Annotated in this window: 13 protein-coding genes, 2 tRNA genes and 1 other RNA gene; 7 read left to right on the forward strand and 9 right to left on the reverse strand. The window is 54.4% G+C overall.

The features are described 5' to 3' along the window. Positions 1–62 precede the first annotated feature (62 nt). Positions 63–677: a thymidine kinase gene (tdk, locus tag VPX56_RS12985; RefSeq protein WP_131632390.1), complete on the reverse strand. Its 615-nt coding sequence runs from the start codon at positions 675–677 to the stop codon at positions 63–65. A gap of 548 nt (positions 678–1225) precedes the next feature. Here tdk and hns point away from each other — a divergent pair. Then, on the forward strand, positions 1226–1639 hold the full coding sequence (gene hns / locus VPX56_RS12990) for a histone-like nucleoid-structuring protein H-NS (RefSeq protein ID WP_131632389.1): 414 nt from the start codon (positions 1226–1228) through the stop codon (positions 1637–1639). Between the two features lie 200 nt (positions 1640–1839). Here hns and galU read toward each other — a convergent pair whose 3' ends face one another. The 3 genes from galU to rssA form a co-directional block, all read right to left on the reverse strand. Then, positions 1840–2748 carry a UTP--glucose-1-phosphate uridylyltransferase GalU gene (gene galU / locus VPX56_RS12995; RefSeq protein WP_131632388.1) on the reverse strand — a complete coding sequence of 303 codons (909 nt, stop codon included), beginning with the start codon at positions 2746–2748 and terminating at the stop codon, positions 1840–1842. 199 nt (positions 2749–2947) lie between these two features. After that, positions 2948–3961 carry a two-component system response regulator RssB gene (gene rssB / locus VPX56_RS13000; RefSeq protein WP_131632387.1) on the reverse strand — a complete coding sequence of 338 codons (1014 nt, stop codon included), beginning with the start codon at positions 3959–3961 and terminating at the stop codon, positions 2948–2950. Between the two features lie 91 nt (positions 3962–4052). After that, positions 4053–4955 (reverse strand): patatin-like phospholipase RssA, encoded by a 903-nt coding sequence (rssA, locus tag VPX56_RS13005; RefSeq protein ID WP_131632386.1) that lies wholly within the window; start codon positions 4953–4955, stop codon positions 4053–4055. 114 nt (positions 4956–5069) lie between these two features. On the opposite strand from rssA, the gene VPX56_RS13010 reads away from it, so the two are divergent. The 5 genes from VPX56_RS13010 (at position 5070) to VPX56_RS13030 (ending at position 6957) form a co-directional block, all read left to right on the forward strand. Continuing rightward, positions 5070–5528, forward strand: a complete 459-nt coding sequence (locus tag VPX56_RS13010) for a YchJ family protein (RefSeq protein WP_326466800.1) — start codon at positions 5070–5072, stop codon at positions 5526–5528. 48 nt (positions 5529–5576) lie between these two features. Beyond that, the gene (gene purU / locus VPX56_RS13015; protein ID WP_131632384.1) at positions 5577–6419 is read left to right on the forward strand and encodes a formyltetrahydrofolate deformylase; all 843 of its coding nucleotides are present in this window, start codon (positions 5577–5579) and stop codon (positions 6417–6419) included. Positions 6420–6576: 157 nt separating this feature from the next. Further along, positions 6577–6661, forward strand: a tRNA-Tyr gene (locus VPX56_RS13020). A 35-nt stretch (positions 6662–6696) separates the two neighbouring features. Beyond that, a tRNA-Tyr gene (locus VPX56_RS13025) sits at positions 6697–6781 on the forward strand. 45 nt (positions 6782–6826) lie between these two features. Then, positions 6827–6957: non-coding RNA, RtT sRNA (locus VPX56_RS13030), on the forward strand. A 93-nt stretch (positions 6958–7050) separates the two neighbouring features. Here the strand turns inward: VPX56_RS13030 and VPX56_RS13035 are convergent. After that, positions 7051–7494, reverse strand: coding sequence for an Lrp/AsnC family transcriptional regulator (locus VPX56_RS13035; RefSeq protein ID WP_131632383.1), 444 nt, complete (start codon positions 7492–7494; stop codon positions 7051–7053). Positions 7495–7601: 107 nt separating this feature from the next. Between VPX56_RS13035 and VPX56_RS13040 the strand changes: the two genes are divergently transcribed. After that, positions 7602–8498, forward strand: coding sequence for a DMT family transporter (locus tag VPX56_RS13040; protein WP_326472052.1), 897 nt, complete (start codon positions 7602–7604; stop codon positions 8496–8498). Here the strand turns inward: VPX56_RS13040 and narI are convergent. Genes narI through VPX56_RS13060 form a run of 4 tightly spaced genes read right to left on the reverse strand, consistent with a single transcriptional unit; the run spans position 8495 to position 15154 of the window. Further along, positions 8495–9172 (reverse strand): respiratory nitrate reductase subunit gamma, encoded by a 678-nt coding sequence (gene narI / locus VPX56_RS13045; protein WP_131632382.1) that lies wholly within the window; start codon positions 9170–9172, stop codon positions 8495–8497. The two genes, VPX56_RS13040 and narI, sit on opposite strands and share 4 nt — an antisense overlap. After that, positions 9172–9882, reverse strand: a complete 711-nt coding sequence (gene narJ, locus VPX56_RS13050) for a nitrate reductase molybdenum cofactor assembly chaperone (protein ID WP_263611131.1) — start codon at positions 9880–9882, stop codon at positions 9172–9174. The genes narI and narJ overlap by 1 nt, the downstream gene beginning before the upstream one ends. Continuing rightward, complete coding sequence (gene narH / locus VPX56_RS13055; protein ID WP_326466808.1) at positions 9879–11414, reverse strand: nitrate reductase subunit beta; 1536 nt, start codon at positions 11412–11414, stop codon at positions 9879–9881. Before narH ends, narJ begins: the two co-directional genes overlap by 4 nt. Continuing rightward, positions 11411–15154 carry a nitrate reductase subunit alpha gene (locus VPX56_RS13060; protein ID WP_326466810.1) on the reverse strand — a complete coding sequence of 1248 codons (3744 nt, stop codon included), beginning with the start codon at positions 15152–15154 and terminating at the stop codon, positions 11411–11413. The genes narH and VPX56_RS13060 overlap by 4 nt, the downstream gene beginning before the upstream one ends. Positions 15155–15281 lie beyond the last annotated feature (127 nt).

Below are 15281 nucleotides of genomic sequence, written 5' to 3' on the forward strand. Positions count from 1 at the left end.
AAAAACCCGCCACTGGCGGGTTTTTTTATATCTCAATTCTTGCAAATAATTTCAATAACGCATCACCGGCGGTTGTCGTGTTGAAGCGCTGTCAGAGAGCCTACGGCCAGCGCTTCTTTATAGTGCTTACGGCAGACCGATACATAGCGTTCATTGCCTCCTATCACCACCTGCTCGCCGTCTGCATAGGGTTTTCCCGACTGGTCCAGACGCAGCACCATGCTGGCTTTACGCCCGCAGAAACAGATCGTTTTCAGTTCAACAAGCTTATCTGACCAGGCAAGCAAATACTGGCTACCGGGAAATAACTCGCCCCTGAAATCTGTGCGCAGCCCATAGCAAAGAACGGGAATATCAAGCTCGTCAACGACCTCAGAAAGCGCATGAACCTGCTCTCGCGTCAGGAACTGGCTTTCATCAACTAACACGCAGTGAATAGGCTGTGACGCATTTTCCGCGCGGATATCCTGCAGCAGGTCGGTCTGCGGATTATAAAGCCGCGCAGGAGAAGAGAGCCCAATCCGTGAGCTCACCTTCCCCGCACCAAAGCGGTCGTCGATTTCAGCGGTGTAAACAACGGTACGCATGCCCCGTTCCTGATAATTGTATGAGGATTGCAGTAGCGCCGTAGATTTCCCTGCATTCATTGCCGAATAGTAGAAATAAAGTTGTGCCATTGGTCGTAAAACCCTAATCAATGTGTAATATTCCCGATGGTTCATTGTACCATATTTTGTCTCGCCATCAGCGACAGACCGCACAGAGTATGCGGCTTTGAGGAGAGATAACCTGCAGCAGATTAAGAAAATAATGCGTTAAAACATGCAGTAATGGCATTAACCCTGGTCATTAAGTTATGCATTCGGGGAAACATAACACTTCTTTTTATACTGGAATCCACGTTCCTTAAAATTCACTATTTATTAACTATTTCTACCCGGACACGGCTATACCGAAGTAATACAAAAGGCTGATATTTATCCGCCGCAACTATAATTCCTGCGGTAAATGTCACAAAAAAAACATGCAAACATCCGGGTTGAGGCGGCCTGGATGATAACAAGCGGCCATACTGCGGATGAAATTTAAGTTAGCGTAATTAATAATAGCGGCGATAATTTAGTATTTTTTGAATTCCTTACATTCCAGGCTATTGCACAACTGAATGTATGGCTCTATTATTAGGACAACAAACCACCCCCATTATAAGTTTGAGATTACTACAATGAGCGAAGCACTTAAAATTCTGAACAACATCCGTACTCTTCGTGCGCAGGCAAGAGAATGCACCCTCGAAACGCTTGAAGAAATGCTGGAAAAATTAGAAGTTGTCGTTAATGAACGTCGCGAAGAAGAAAGCGCAGCTGCAGCGGAAGTTGAAGAGCGTACGCGTAAACTGCAGCAATATCGCGAAATGCTGATTGCTGATGGTATCGATCCAAACGAATTGCTGAACAGCATGGCTGCGGCTAAAACCGGCACCAAAGCTAAACGCGCTGCTCGCCCGGCTAAATATAGCTACATCGATGAGAACGGCGAAGAGAAAACCTGGACAGGCCAGGGCCGTACTCCAGCTGTTATCAAGAAAGCGATGGACGAGCAGGGTAAACAACTGGATGACTTCCTGATCAAGGATTAATCAGGACTGATTCTTAAAAATCCCGCTTAATGCGGGATTTTTTGTGTCTGCAATTTACCGGGAACATCCCCTTACACTCTGTCATATAGCGACAAGCGGCTATTTAAGCACTTTTACAGTCCATACCTTCAACAGGGTGTTATGGGCATAAAAAAACCGGTGGGCATCGCCACACCGGTTTTGTTCATTGCCAGCCAGGATTATTTTTTAATACCCATGGTATCTTTCAGCCAGGCTTTAAATTCTTCACCCAGGGTATTGTGGCGGATACCATATTCGACAAACGCCTGCATATAACCGAGCTTATTGCCGCAGTCATGGCTCTTACCTTTCATATGGTAAGCTTCAACGGTTTCTTTCTCGATCAGCATATCGATACCGTCGGTCAGCTGGATCTCATCACCCGCTCCAGGAGGGGTTTTCGCCAGCAGTGGCCAGATTTCTGCGCTCAGGACATAACGGCCAACCACGGCCAGATTTGAAGGCGCTACGTCAGCTTTTGGCTTCTCAACCACACCTACCATCGGAACACTTTCACCGGGTTCCAGGTTCACACCCTTACAGTCAACGACACCGTAAGCGGTAACGTCATCCACCGGCTCAACCATAATCTGGCTGCTGCCCGTTTCGTCGAAGCGTTTAATCATCTCTGCCAGGTTGTCCTGGGACAGGTCAGATTCGAATTCATCCAGAATAACGTCTGGCAGAATAACGGCAACAGGCTCGTCGCCCACTACAGGGTGTGCGCACAATACGGCATGGCCCAGCCCTTTAGCCAGCCCCTGACGAACCTGCATAATGGTGACGTGAGGCGGACAAATAGATTGAACTTCAGCCAACAGCTGACGTTTAACACGTTTTTCCAGCATTGCTTCAAGTTCAAAACTTGTATCAAAATGGTTTTCGATAGAGTTTTTGGATGAATGCGTAACCAGCACAATTTCAGTAATACCTGCAGCGATACATTCATTCACGACATACTGGATTAATGGCTTATCAACCAAAGGCAGCATCTCTTTAGGAATCGCCTTAGTTGCTGGTAACATCCTGGTCCCCAATCCCGCTACCGGGATAACGGCCTTTCTGACTTTCGAATTAAGGGCAGCCATTGAAATTCTCCTGAGCTGTTCAACTTTTGAACTTTATGCATTAAATAACGCGTTGAGTATATCAGTCTTACCCTACAGTCCGGGTCTGAAAAGAACGCGTTGCCGATCAATTAAGACAAATACGCATGAATCTGGGCGGTGATAGTAGCACCCCGGAGAAAACAGAGGTAAAGCATTCTCACGAACAATATCCAACTGCTTATTCCGTGGACAACATTAAGCGAAGCCGTCCTCCAGCCCCCCAAATTTGGCACTGCCAGGATGAACAGCGATGGCTAATCTGATTAAGATAAGCCGTCTCTAATGTCCCCAGCGGTACGCCGTTGCTTACCTGAATATGATGCTCTCCGGTATTCAGTGACGCGTTTAGTCCGGCAGACACCAGGATCAGATTTTTCAGCCCACTATGGTAATACCCCACCAACAGTGGAAATTGCCCTGGTAAATTGGCCTGCCGGAAAAGATGATTAACTTGTTTAAGCAAACTGCCTAACTCAGGAAGCCGTTGTCCCTGATGTGACAGCTGCTCCTGGAGCAGTCCATTAAATAGTGCACGAAGCAACAGGGCTGCTAATACCCCGTTATCCCCTGCCCGCGTGACGTCCAGACAATAAAATGCCAGGTCGGAATCGGACAGCGGGGCAATATCAAGCACAAGACCAGGCTGATCGGCAGCCACCAGCTGTCGATAATTGACTCGACAGTGTGAGAGGTTTTGTTGAACCGGCGGCTGAAGCTCCTGCAATAATTTTGCGGCGGCAAGTGGGTTACTGACCAGTGCGTCCCAGTCCTGGAAGAGGCGTTCCTCTTCCTCCACGCGGGAATTAAACATATTTGGATAAAGACAGGCTAAAACCGTTTCACGTAGACGGTTCAAATCCTTTACGGGTTTCAGCAGAATATCCTGAACGCCAAGACGTAATGCTTTGGCGATATCGGCCATATTTTCTGTGGCGGAAATCACGAGGATAGGCGTCGTATCACCTTCATTACGTAAGTGTTCGACCAGCTTGAGCCCATTCATCCGCGGCATATCAATATCGCAAATCATCAGATCGGCGGTAGCATTCGCCATTTTTTCCAGCGCGTCGATCCCGTCCTCAGCAAGAAGGGTTATAGCCCCCAATGATGACAACCATGAATCCAGCAGCGAGCGGAAAACGGGTTCGTCTTCAACAATCAATATATGTTTTCCGGCCAATGGCTGCGTCATGAATCCTCCCCTGGCTGACAGTTACTAAATAGTGGCATGGTATCGGCACTATCGCCTGTCAGATTTTGCTGAAGTAATCAAAAATAGATGCTTAAAGTGCGGTTCGCACAAATGGCAACAATTCGTCCATTTTCTTTTCGACGGCTACGGAGCCCGCTGCGATGGCGGCCTCAGCCCGATGGAAATCAAGGGTCGAGATTTGCGGACAAAACGGCTGAATCAGAATATCTGGAGGGTCGCCTGCCATACGATTTCGTTTTAGGCGATTCTCAAGCACCTGGATTGATGTTGTCATAATTTCCATTGCCGTAGGGGCGGTAACTGCGCGTCGCGCAGCCATGCGGCCAATCCGCCCGCGCAGGCGTTCGTGCCAGGCCAATTTTTCAACCTCGGACTCATCGCTGTGCAAATTTACGGGCATCAGGTCTTGCTGCATCAGATGCGCATCATGCTGGAGGTCTACGGCGATCACGATGTCGGCCCCCATTGCGCGCGTCAGGGAGATGGGAACCGGGTTCACGACCCCACCATCGACCAGCCAGTAGCCATTATGCGGAACAGGTGCCATCAGTCCAGGTATGCTGCAGGACGCGCGAACGGCAAGGTGAAGATCGCCTTCGGTAAGCCAAAGCTCACGTCCCGTACTGAGGTTCGTCGCAACGGCGCCGAAAGGCATCTGACAATGAGTGAAATCTTCGAGAGGCATAATCTGGCGGAACTGGTTAAACACGCGTTCACCGCGCAGCAGCCCACCCCGTTGCCAGGAGAGATCCATCAGGCGGAGTACATCCCAATAGCTGAAGGAACGGACCCAGCCTTCCAGTTCAGGGAGTTTACCGCAGGCGTAGGCAGCCCCAACCAGCGACCCTATAGAACACCCGGCAACAATATCAATCTCAACGCCCATCTGCTTCAGGGCGTTGATCACCCCGATATGCGACCATCCCCGGGCTGCACCTGAGCCCAGCGCCAGTCCAACTTTAACTTTTCTCATTAGCCCTGTTTTACTTCCCCTGGATTCCCGACATAGCGTCAACGCAACTGCTCGGTTAACATGGTGCTACCCGAAGCGTTTAACGCCTTTATTTTTTGTTCCAGGAAGAGAATCGTGTCTCAACTCTGCCCCTGTGGTAGCGCTCTGGAGTATAGCCTATGTTGCCAGCGATATCTTTCCGGCGAACAGGTTGCACCAGACCCGTCACACCTTATGCGTTCACGGTATACTGCTTTTGTGATCAAAGACGCAGACTACCTGATTAAAACCTGGCATCCGTCCTGCCATGCAGGCGATTTCAGGCAGGATATCGAAACCGGGTTCGCCAATACCCAATGGCTTGGCCTCACGGTCTATGAGTTCGCCCCGGGCGATCGTGAAGGCGAAGGTTTCGTCAGCTTCGTTGCCCGTTTCATCGAGCAAAATAAGCCAGGCGCCATTATCGAGCGTTCCCGGTTCTTAAAGGAAAGCGGGCAATGGTATTATATTGACGGAACGCGCCCACAGTTTGGTCGTAACGATCCCTGCCCATGTGGTTCAGGTAAAAAATTCAAAAAGTGTTGCGGGCAGTAACGCCTGACAACCCAGACTTCGCAAATACACAAACAGGATTTCCCGGCGATGCAATCACTACAACGTAAAGTTCTGCGCACCATCTGTCCCGACCAAAAGGGGCTGATCGCACGAATTACCAACATTTGCTACAAGCATGAACTGAATATCGTGCAGAACAACGAGTTCGTTGACCACCGTACCGGCCGCTTCTTTATGCGTACCGAGCTGGAAGGGATTTTCAACGACACCACCCTGCTTGCCGACCTGGACAGTGCCCTGCCGGAAGGCTCCGTGCGCGAACTCACCCCGGCTGGTCGCCGCCGTATCGTGATTCTGGTCACCAAAGAAGCACACTGTCTTGGCGACCTGCTGATGAAAGCCAACTACGGCGGGCTGGACGTTGAAATTGCTGCCGTTATTGGCAACCATGAGACGCTGCGCACGCTGGTTGAGCGTTTTGATATTCCGTTCGAACTGGTGAGCCATGAAGGCCATACTCGTGAAGAGCACGACGATCTGATGGCGCAGGCTATTGAAGCGCATAATCCCGACTACGTGGTGCTGGCAAAATACATGCGCGTACTGACGCCGTCCTTCGTGGCACGTTTCCCGAACAAGATCATCAACATTCACCACTCGTTCCTGCCGGCCTTTATTGGCGCACGCCCGTATCACCAGGCGTATGAGCGCGGCGTGAAGATTATCGGTGCGACCGCGCACTACGTGAATGATAATCTGGATGAAGGTCCCATCATCATGCAGGACGTAATTCACGTGGATCACACCTACACGGCTGAAGATATGATGCGCGCCGGACGTGACGTTGAGAAAAACGTGCTGAGCCGCGCGCTCTACCAGGTGCTGGGTCAGCGGGTCTTTGTGTACGGCAACAGAACGATTATTCTTTAATCCTTCGGAAAATGAATTGATTAGCTTTGCACCTTTACGGATAAAAAGCAGGCAAACGGCCTCTTTTTCCTAAAGGAATGCTTTACAGGGGCGTCTCATTTGATATGATGCGCCCCGCTTCCCAACAGGAAGCAGGCCAGTATAAGCATTACCCCGTGGTGGGGTTCCCGAGCGGCCAAAGGGAGCAGACTGTAAATCTGCCGTCATCGACTTCGAAGGTTCGAATCCTTCCCCCACCACCATCTCTCAGCACGACCTCAAAATATGAATTACCCCTGGTGGGGTTCCCGAGCGGCCAAAGGGAGCAGACTGTAAATCTGCCGTCATCGACTTCGAAGGTTCGAATCCTTCCCCCACCACCATCGCTTCCAGATCGCTCTAAACCTTCTATTCGCACCAGGCATCATGCTTTTCCGTAACGGGAAAGGATGAGAAGCTTCGACTAAGGTTCGATTCGAGCGCAGCGAGAAAGCGTTGCCGCAGGCAACGACCCGAAGGGCGAGGCGCAACGCGCCGAGTAATCCTTCCCCCACCACCATCACTGCCAGTAAAACCTAAAATCATAATAAACTCGAAACGCGTCCGCCTTCGTAGGCCGGGTAAGGCGCAGCCGCCACCCGGCGACGGAAACCTACATCGGCGGCAAACGACGTTTCACCGGCGAACTCTTCACAATCGACGTATTACACTGTGCATGCTCCGCCAGGCCGTCCAGCAACGCGTCGAGTTGCTCTATGGATCGCACCACCAGCCTGATCACAAAGCAATCCTCCCCCGTCACCTTGTCGCTCTCAATACACTCTGGCATCGCCTGAATGTATTTATCCACCTTTTGGAGCAACCCCGGCAATGGCCGCACGCGCACCAGCGCCTGCAACGTATACCCCAGCGCAGCCAGATTCACCCGCGCACCATACCCCTGAATCACGCCCCGCTCTTCAAGCCGTTTCAGACGCTCTGCCGTGCTGGGCGAGGTCAGGCCAACGCGACCACTGAGCACCTTTAGGGACATGCGCGCATCCTCGACCAGACAGGCTAAAATTTGTCGGTCGATATCATCGAGAAGGCATTCCATCGTTTTCTCCTAATTAAAAAAAGGCATTACTGCATTTCACCTTATCTCACCCCTGTAAAACCGGACAGCGATTTTCGACAATAACGTCATTAATCAGGAGGTGAATGATGGGCGATTTCCAAAAAGGCGTCTGGCAAATGGGCCTGGCGATGTTGATTTCCGGCTCTATCGGCGCGTTTGTTTTACTCAGCGGCCTGCCGGTGACGGAAGTGGTGTTCTGGCGCTGTCTTATCGGGGCAGTCGCGCTTTTTATTTTTATCCGGGTAAGTCAAAAGCCCTTTAGTCCCCTTACCCGCACCACGCTGCTGCTGGCCATTCTGGGCGGCGTGGCATTGGTGGTGAACTGGCTGTTACTGTTCGCCGCCTACGAACGGATCTCTATTGGGCTTTCTACCGTGGTCTATAACACCCAGCCGTTCATGCTGGTCATGATGGGCATGCTTTTAGGCGAGCGCGTGAGTCTGGTGAAGTGGGGTTGGCTGTTCCTCGCCTTTGGCGGCGTGGTGATATTGCTCTCCAGCGAGCTGAGCGGCGCGCACAGCAAGGAATGGCTTGTCGGGATCGGCCTGGCCCTGGGTGCAGCCTTCTTCTATGCGCTGACGGCAATCATTGCCCGACAGCTCAGGTCCATCGCACCGCAGCACATCGCTTTTATTCAGGTGCTGACGGGCGTAGCGATGCTTTTGCCGTTTGCGAGTATGCCAACATTATCCGGTGACTTCCCCTGGCCAATGTTGCTGACGTTAGGCATTGTCCATACCGGCATCATGTACCAGCTGCTCTATAGCGCCATTCAGAAACTGCCGACGCCCATTATCGGCTCGCTATCGTTTATCTATCCGGTGGTGGCACTTGTGGTCGACAACCTGGTGTTTGGACATTCGCTAAACCTCACGCAGCTGGCCGGCGGCGCGCTGATCCTGTTTGCGGCGGCGGGAAATAATCTTGGCTGGGGCGAAAAAAAACCCCGCGAGCGCGGGGTTAGGGTCAAAACGGCAAATTAGCGACGGGCACGCACAATCTGGTATTTGCGCGTCAGGTATTCCACCGGCACGCTCCAGATGTGTACTAGACGAGAGAACGGGAACAGCACAAACAGGGTCATGCCGAGCACCAGGTGCATGCGGAAAATAAACGCCACGCCGTCCAGGTGTTCAGACGCACCGCCGTGGAAGGTCACGACGGACTGCGCCCAGCCGACCAGCTTCATCATTTCGCTGCCGTCCATATGCTGCGCAGAGAATGGAATGGTCAGCAGACCCAGCGCACACTGGATAACCAGTACCGACATCACCAGAATATCTGCTGGGGTTGTCGTAGCGCGAATGCGAGGGCTGAAGAGGCGGCGTTTAAGTAGCAACAGGCCGCCAACCAGACACATAAGACCCGCAGCACCGCCACCGAACATTGCCATCTTCTGTTTCACTTCCAGCGGCAACCACGCTTCATACATCCAATGCGGCGTCAACATTCCGAATGCATGGCCTGCAATCACGCCCAGGATCCCGATGTGGAACAGGTTAGACGCCAGGTTCATCCCCTTGCGGTCCAGCATCTGGCTGGAGGCAGCACGCCAGGTGTACTGGCCATAGTCATAACGCAGCCAGCTTCCCACCAGGAACACGGTGCCCGCGATATACGGGTAGATGTCAAAGAAGAACATATTCAGGAAGTGCATTATTGCCGTCCTCCGTTAGAGATATTCAAATATTGCGGAGCAACGGCCCCGGCAAAACGACGCTGGTGAGCAGAGATTTCAGACTCGCCGCAGTTCTGGTCAGCAAAGAATTTCACCTGCTCTTCCTCCCAGACCGCGTCCAGCGCCTGCGGGGTGTCGTCGCGGGCTTCATCCGCAATTTTCTCCGCCACTTTTTCACCGTCGACCGATGCGTTTGCCAGCTTCACCAGCAGGTCGAACAGCACGGCGTAGCGGCTTTCACGCTGCTGAAGACGCGCGCCGAGCAGCGCCAGAATCGGTGCGATGTCCTGCAGGCCGCCAAGCGCCTCTTCTTTAGGCAGCTGCGCCAGATATTCCAGGTACAGCGGCAGGTGGTCAGGCAGCTCGCGGCTGTCGAGCTGCAGGCCGTGCTGCTCGTACTGGGACATCAGATCCACCATCGCCTGACCGCGATCGCGGGACTCACCGTGAACGTGTTCAAACAGCAGCAGCGAGGTGGCGCGACCGCGATCGAACAGCTGGCTGTAGTCCGCCTGCGCGTCCAGGAGATCGCGGGCTAACAGATCGCGGAGGAAAACGCCCAGCTTCTGAGCATCCTCTTTGTCCAGGTTTTCAGATGACGCGAGTGCATCAAAGAGTTCCTGCTGATGCTGCGCAAGCGCAGCATCCGGGTACTCGAGCAGACGCGAAACAATGACGAGTTCAATCATTGGTGCGGCTCCGTTTTGCTGGTCACATCCATCGCGTCGATGCGGCGGCTGTTGAACAGGTTGAATTTACTGTCTGAACCGTGGCAACCGTCACCGAAGGTAAAGCCACACCCGCTTTTTTCCGGGAAGGCTTCGCGAGCCTGTTCGCGGTGGCTGCTCGGCACCACGAAACGGTCTTCGTAGTTGGCAATCGCCAGGTAGCGGTACATCTCCTGCGCCTGCGCTTCGGTCAGACCCACCTCTTCCAGCGCACGCGTGTCGATAACGCCGTCAACGGTCTCAGCGCGCTTGAAGTGACGCATCGCCAGCATACGCTTCAGCGCCAGCAGTACCGGCTGGGTATCGCCTGCGGTCAGAAGGTTCGCCAGGTACTGAACCGGGATACGCAGGCTTTCGACGTCCGGCAGAATGCCGTTGCGGCCCAGTTCGCCCGCGTCGGCGGCAGACTGAATCGGTGACAGAGGCGGCACGTACCAGACCATCGGCAGCGTGCGGTATTCCGGATGCAGCGGCAGGGCCAGCTTCCAGTCCATCGCCATTTTGTACACCGGAGACTGCTGCGCGGCGTCAATCACGCTCTGCGGCACGCCGTCCTTCAGCGCCTGCTCGATCACCTTCGGATCGTTCGGATCGAGGAACACGTCCAGCTGACGCTGATAGAGGTCTTTCTCGTGCTCGGTGCTCGCTGCCGTTTCAATCGCGTCCGCGTCGTACAGCAGCACGCCGAGGTAGCGAATACGGCCTACGCAGCTTTCTGAACAGACGGTTGGCATACCGGCTTCAATGCGCGGATAGCAGAAGATGCACTTCTCTGACTTGCCGCTCTTCCAGTTGAAGTAGATTTTTTTGTACGGGCAGCCGGTGATGCACATACGCCAGCCGCGGCACTTATCCTGGTCGATCAGGACGATGCCGTCCTCTTCACGCTTGTAGATGGCGCCGCTCGGGCAGGTCGCCACGCACGCCGGGTTGAGGCAGTGCTCGCACAGGCGCGGCAGGTACATCATGAAGGTGTTTTCGAACTGGCCGTACATCGCCTTCTGCATGTTCTCGAAGTTTTTGTCTTTCGACAGCTTCTCAAACTCGCCGCCCAGATCGTCTTCCCAGTTCGGGCCTTTTTCGATCTTGTTCATGCGCTGACCGGTAATCAGCGAGCGAGGACGGGCAATCGGCTGATGTTTACCTTCCGCTGCGTTATGCAGGTTCTGGTAGTCAAAATCAAACGGCTCGTAGTAATCGTCGATGCCCGGCAGATGCGGGTTAGCGAAGATTTTACCCAGCAGCATCGCGCGGTTACCCATGCGCGGCTGAATTTTGCCGTTGATTTTGCGGATCCAGCCGCCCTTGTATTTCTCCTGGTCTTCCCAGTTGGTCGGGAAGCCGGTGCCCGGCTTGGTTTCCACGTTGTTGAACCAGGCGTATTCGGTGCCTTCGCGGCTGGTCCAGACGTTTTTACAGGTGACCGAGCAGGTGTGACAACCGATGCATTTATCCAGATTCAGCACCATGCCGACTTGTGAACGAATTTTCATTTTACGCTCTCCTGTACCTGGTCATTACCTTCGCCGTCTAACCAGTTAATATTCTTCATCTTACGTACCACAACGAACTCATCGCGGTTAGATCCTACGGTGCCGTAGTAGTTAAAGCCGTAGGCCAGCTGCGCATAGCCACCGATCATATGGGTTGGCTTCGGCGTAATACGGGTGACCGAGTTGTGAATACCGCCGCGCTGCTCGGTAATTTCTGAGCCAGGAATGTTCACGATACGTTCCTGCGCGTGGTACATCATGGTCATTCCCGCCGGAACGCGCTGGCTCACCACCGCACGCGCGGTTAACGAACCGTTGGTGTTGAACACCTCAATCCAGTCGTTATCCACAATGCCCAGATCTTTGGCATCGGCTTCGCTCATCCACACAATCGGACCACCGCGACCCAGCGTCAGCATCAGCAGGTTGTCGCTGTAGGTGGAGTGGATACCCCACTTCTGGTGCGGCGTGAGGAAGTTCAGCGCTTTTTCAGGGTTTCCGTTAGACTTCTCGCCCATCACCGCCTTCACCGAGCGGGTGTCGATTGGCGGACGGTACACCAGCAGGCTCTCACCGAAATCACGCATCCACTGGTGATCCTGATACAGAGACTGACGACCGGTCAGGGTGCGCCACGGGATCAGCTCGTGAACGTTGGTATAGCCTGCGTTATAGGAAACGTGCTCATCTTCCAGGCCTGACCAGGTCGGGCTGGAGATAATTTTGCGCGGCTGGGCCTGGATATCGCGGAAGCGGATTTTCTCGTCTTCTTTATTCAGGGCCAGATGCTTGTGGTCGCGCCCTGTAAATTCACTCAGCGCGGCCCAGGCCTTCACGGCCACCTGGCCGTTGGTTTCCGGAGCCAGAGTCAGGATCATCTCCGCAGCATCAATCGCGGTATTCAGCATCGGCTGGCCTTTGGCCGGGCCGTCTGCCTTGGTGTAATTGAGCTTGCGCAGCAGATCCATTTCGCTCTGGGTATTCCAGGCAATCCCTTTACCGCCGTTGCCGATTTTCTCCATCAGCGGGCCGATAGAGGTAAAGCGCTCGTAGGTCGCCGGGTAGTCACGCTCAACCGGAATGATGTGCGGCGCGGTCACGCCCGGGATCAGGTCGCACTCGCCTTTTTTCCAGTCCTTCACGTCCAGCGGCTGCGCCAGTTCGGCGGCGGAGTCGTGCTGGATCGGCAGCGTCACCACGTCGGTTTCTTTGCCCAGGTGACCCACGCAGACTTCGGAGAATTTCTCGGCGATGCCTTTGTAGATTTCCCAGTCGCTTTTGGATTCCCACGCCGGGTCAACGGCAGCAGACAGTGGATGAATAAACGGATGCATATCCGAGGTATTCATGTCGTCTTTTTCATACCAGGTTGCCGTCGGCAGAACGATATCGGAGTACAGGCAGGTGCTGGACAGACGGAAGTCCAGCGTCACCACCAGATCCAGCTTGCCGTCCAGGCCGTTGTCCTGCCATTCCACTTCTTCAGGCTTCACGCCGCCCTGCTTGCCGAGATCTTTACCCTGAATACCGTGGTCGGTTCCGAGCAGATACTTCAGCATAAACTCGTGGCCCTTACCGGAAGATCCGAGCAGGTTGGAGCGCCAGATGAACAGGTTGCGCGGATGGTTTTTACCGTTTTCAGGCTGTTCCGCCGCGAAGCGAATGGAGCCTTCCTTCAAGGATTTAACGGTGTAATCCACCGGCGTCATGCCTGCTTTCTTCGCCTCTTCCGCTATGCGCAGCGGGTTGGTCCCCAGCTGCGGTGCAGACGGCAGCCAGCCCATGCGTTCAGCGCGAACGTTGAAGTCAATCAGGTGGCCGCTGTAGCGGGATTTATCCGCCATCGGCGACAGCAGCTCCTGCGCGGTAACCGTCTCGTAGCGCCACTGGCTGGAGTGGTTATAGAAGTAGGAGGTGCTATTCATGTGGCGTGCCGGACGCTGCCAGTCGAGGGCAAACGCCAGCGGCTGCCAGCCGGTCTGCGGACGCAGTTTTTCCTGGCCCACATAGTGCGCCCAGCCGCCGCCGCTCTGGCCAACGCAGCCGCAGAAGATCAGCATGTTGATCAGGCCGCGATAGTTCATATCGAGGTGATACCAGTGGTTCAGACCGGCACCGACGATAATCATCGAACGACCGTGGGTTTTGTCGGCGTTCTCTGCAAATTCACGCGCGATGCGGGTGATCTGCGCCGCCGGAACGCCGGTGATCTGCTCAGCCCACGCCGGGGTGTACGCTTTCACCTCGTCGTAGCCGGTTGCGCAGTTTTCGTCGTTCAGGCCGCGATCGAGGCCGTAGTTAGCCATGGTCAGATCGTACACGGTGGTGACCAGCGCGGTTGAGCCGTCGGCCAGTTGCAGGCGTTTCACCGGCAGCTTATGCATCAGGACGTTTTGCAGTTCCACTTTGTTAACGTGCTCGGTCCCTTCCCCGCCGAAGTACGGGAAGCCCACGTCCGCGATCTCGTCCTGGCTGCCCAGCATGCTCAGGCGCAGGTCGGTCTCTTCACCGGACGAGCCGTCACGCTGCTCCAGGTTCCACTTGCCTTTTTCGCCCCAGCGGAAGCCGATAGAGCCGTTTGGCGCAATCAGCTCACCGCTGCTGTTGCAGGCAACGGTTTTCCACTGTGGATTGTTTTCCTGACCCAGCGCATCTACCAGATCAGCGGCGCGCAGCATACGGCCCGCGGCATAGTAGCCGTCACGTTCTTCCAGCATCACCAGCATCGGCATGTCGGTGTAGCGACGCACGTAGTCGGTAAAGTACTGGCTAGGCTTGTCCAGGTGGAACTCGCGCAGCATCACGTGGCCCATCGCCAGCGCCATTGCCGCATCGGTACCCTGCTTCGGTGCTAACCACAGGTCGCACAGCTTCGCGATTTCGGCGTAGTCAGGGGTAATCGCAACGGTCTTGGTGCCTTTGTAGCGTACTTCGGTAAAGAAGTGTGCGTCCGGGGTACGGGTCTGAGGAACGTTAGAGCCCCAGGCCAGGATGTAGCTGGAGTTATACCAGTCGGCGGATTCAGGCACGTCGGTCTGCTCGCCCCAGGTCTGCGGAGACGCAGGCGGCAGGTCACAGTACCAGTCATAGAAGCTCAGGCAGGTCCCGCCAATCAGGGAGAGGTAGCGCGCGCCGGAGGCATAAGAGACCATCGACATCGCCGGGATTGGCGAGAAGCCCGCTACGCGGTCAGGACCGTAGGTTTTTACGGTATAGACGTTAGAGGCGGCAATCAGCTCGTTGACTTCTTTCCATGAGGAACGCACGAAGCCGCCGCGACCGCGCGCCTGCTTAAAGCTTTTCGCTTTGTCGGCGTCTTCGATAATCGATGCCCAGGCATCAACCGGATCGCTGTGCTGGGCTTTCGCTTCACGCCAGATTTTCATCAGGCGCTTGCGCATCAACGGGTATTTCAGGCGGTTAGCGCTGTAGAGATACCAGGAGTAGCTCGCGCCGCGCGGACAGCCGCGCGGTTCGTGGTTTGGCAGGTCCGGGCGCGTGCGCGGATAGTCCGTCTGCTGCACTTCCCAGGTCACCAGCCCGTTTTTGACGAAAATCTTCCAGCTGCATGAGCCAGTGCAGTTTACGCCGTGGGTAGAACGGACGACTTTGTCATGCTGCCAGCGCTGGCGGTAACCGTCTTCCCAGTCCCGGTTAGTCTCCAGAACCTGGCCGTGCCCATCGGCAAAAGTTTCACCCTTCTGTTTGAAGTAGCGAAACCGGTCCAAAAATTTGCTCATCGGGTATCTCCTGTGTGGAGCCTGTGGCTCTCTAAATCGACATTGCTGATTTGCAGCGAAGGTAACGCTATGAAAGATGGTGAGAATTGATAACGATCAAGGCGGACGGGGTCTGTTAAGGGAGGTA

Origin of the sequence: Enterobacter wuhouensis, assembly GCF_035835995.1 — a bacterium.
Lineage (GTDB): Bacteria > Pseudomonadota > Gammaproteobacteria > Enterobacterales > Enterobacteriaceae > Enterobacter > Enterobacter wuhouensis.